This window comes from Marinobacter sp. 1-3A, assembly GCF_016597775.1.
GTDB classification, from domain to species: Bacteria; Pseudomonadota; Gammaproteobacteria; order Pseudomonadales; family Oleiphilaceae; genus Marinobacter; species Marinobacter xiaoshiensis.
In genome coordinates this window covers 1-2,355 of record NZ_VCGZ01000029.1, presented here as the reverse complement: position 1 = coordinate 2,355, position 2,355 = coordinate 1, and the positions used below count along the sequence as shown (strand labels likewise).

The window sequence follows — 2,355 nt, the reverse complement described above, 5'->3', positions numbered from 1 at the left end:
GTAACCGTCCGGTAAACCCATCTTGAGCCAGGCGCTGCGGCCGTCAGGATAGTGTCCACTTATTTTTAAGTGGACACTTAACATGACCAACATAAGCGTAACCAAGCCCTACCAAAAACGTCGTCGTTACTCTAAAGAGCTGAAGGCTCGTATCGTCGCCGAATGTTTGAAGCCCGGGGCGTCTGTTTCCCGGATTTCGCTGGATAACGGTCTCAACGCCAACATGGTCCGGCGCTGGATGAGCGAAGCGCGAAGGGCGGCTAAAACACTGGAAACACCTGGATTCGTTCCGGTCCGTCTGCCAGCAGTGGCCTCTGCACCGAGCAACCAATCCGTTTCAGACAAGCGTAGCACCATCCGCATCAAGATTCCCCGCGCCGGTGGTGCGGTTGTGGTGGAGTGGCCTGCGGAGCAGGCCCATCAGTGTGCGGCTTTGCTTCGGGATCTGTTGGGATGATCCGCATTGATGAGATCTGGCTGGCCACCGAACCGCTGGATATGCGGGCCGGACCCGACAAGGCCCTGGAGCGGGTTATTCAGGTATTCGGTTCGGCCAAACCCCATTGCGCCTACCTGTTCGCCAACAAGCGAGGCAATCGGATGAAGGTGCTGATCCATGATGGCCTGGGCATCTGGTTGTGTGCCCGCCGGCTGAACCGGGGTAAATTCCACTGGGGCGAAACCTGGCGCGGTGACCAACTGCGCCTGACCGAGGAACAGTTGTCTGCCTTGGTTCAGGGCCTGCCCTGGCAGAGCATTGGCGCGGAGGGCGTCATCTGCATCCTGTAATCACAAGTGCTGTGATGCCGCTATAGCCAGAACCGCGAATCGCCTGCCGAACAGGGACTTGGCATACTAGGCGGCATGACTCAGCGCCCCGATATCAACCAACTCTCAGCCGATCAGCTCCGTGCTCTGGCGACGGAACTGATGGACTCCCTGGACGCCAAGGATCAAGCCTTGGGCCGGAAGGAGCGGGAGTTGGTGCGCCGCAATGCCATCATCGAGAAGCTGACCCACGAAGTCGCCATCCTCAAACGTCACAAGTTCGCCCGCCGCAGTGAGCAACTCGATGCCGTTCAGGGCAAGCTCCTGGACGAGCTGATCGACAGTGACCTGGCCGCCATCGAAGCCGAGCTGGACCAGGCGATGACTGAGGAGCAGAAGGCCGCTCGACCCAAGCAGAAGCCTAAGCGCACCCCGCTGCCACCGGAGCTGCCCCGTACCCTGATCCACCATGAACCGGTCAATACCCAGTGCCAGTGCGGCTGCCAGCTCAAGCGTATTGGCGAGGACGTGAGCGAAAAGCTGGATTACGTCCCGGGCGAGTTCACCGTGGAGCGGCACATCCGGGGCAAGTGGGCCTGCGAGCAGTGCGAGACCTTGATCCAGGCACCGGTACCACCGCAGGTGATCGACAAGGGCATCCCCACCGCCGGCCTGCTGGCTCAGGTGTTGGTGGCCAAGTACGCGGACCACCTGCCACTGTACCGTCAGGAACGCATCTTCGGCCGTGCTGGCCTGGAAATACCCCGTTCCACACTCGCCGAATGGGTCGGTGCCTGCGGTGTGCAGTTGCAGCCCCTGGCAGATGCGTTGAGAAACGCCTTGCTGGAACACAACGTTCTGCACGCCGATGAAACGCCGGTCAGCATGTTGGCTCCGGGTAAGAAGAAAACCCATAAGGCCTACGTCTGGGCTTACTGCACCACACCGTTCTCGGACCTGAAAGCCACCGTTTACGACTTCGCCCCAAGCCGGGCGGGTGAACACGCCCGCACCTTCCTGGGTGACTGGCAGGGCAAGCTGGTCTGTGACGATTACGCCGGCTACAAGGCCGGGTTCGGCAACGGCATCACCGAAATCGGCTGTATGGCACACGCCCGACGCAAGTTCTACGACCTGCACGAGGCCAACAAGAGCGAGCTGGCTGCGAAGGCTCTGGAATACATCGGCGGCCTCTACGAGATCGAACGGGAAACCAAAGACCTGCCGCCGGATAAGCGGCTGGAAATCCGACAAACCAAAGCCAAACCGCTTGCTGATGCACTACAGCAATGGATGCAGGCGCATCGTCAGAAAGTGCCGGATGGCTCCGGCACGGCCAAAGCACTGGATTACAGTCTCAAACGTTGGGCAGCGCTGACGCGATACCTGGACGATGGTGCGGTGCCCATCGACAACAACTGGGTGGAAAACCAGATCCGGCCCTGGGCATTAGGCCCCAGCTACCGGAGATGGTGGACGGATTCCGTATGACACTGCGGCTGCATGGGTACGTGGAGAAGGAATCCTTCACCCACCCCTACACCTTTGTGGCGGCACAGACCGGCCTGGACGAGAAGACGGTGCGCG

2 protein-coding genes and 2 pseudogenes are annotated in these 2,355 nt (G+C 60.3%); all 4 read left to right on the top strand.

Going from position 1 to position 2,355, the window contains the following annotated elements:
• Positions 1 to 82: 82 nt before the first annotated feature.
• Entirely contained in the window at positions 83 to 457 is a 375-nt protein-coding gene (gene tnpA / locus FE848_RS18485) for an IS66-like element accessory protein TnpA (RefSeq protein WP_200205362.1), read from the top strand.
• Positions 454 to 789, top strand: a complete 336-nt coding sequence (gene tnpB, locus FE848_RS18480; protein WP_200205356.1) for an IS66 family insertion sequence element accessory protein TnpB — start codon at positions 454 to 456, stop codon at positions 787 to 789. Before tnpA ends, tnpB begins: the two co-directional genes overlap by 4 nt.
• Before the next feature lie 75 nt (positions 790 to 864).
• A pseudogene (gene tnpC, locus FE848_RS18475) lies at positions 865 to 2,229 on the top strand (IS66 family transposase); the annotation flags it as partial.
• A pseudogene (locus FE848_RS18470) lies at positions 2,220 to 2,355 on the top strand (transposase family protein); the annotation flags it as partial. The pseudogenes tnpC and FE848_RS18470, both read left to right, overlap by 10 nt.

Excerpts from the sequence above, each read along its gene's own strand:
- tnpA (WP_200205362.1), top strand. The coding sequence starts at position 83 with ATGACCAACATAAGCGTAACCAAGCCCTACCAAAAACGTCGTCGTTAC.
- tnpB (WP_200205356.1), top strand. The coding sequence starts at position 454 with ATGATCCGCATTGATGAGATCTGGCTGGCCACCGAACCGCTGGATATG.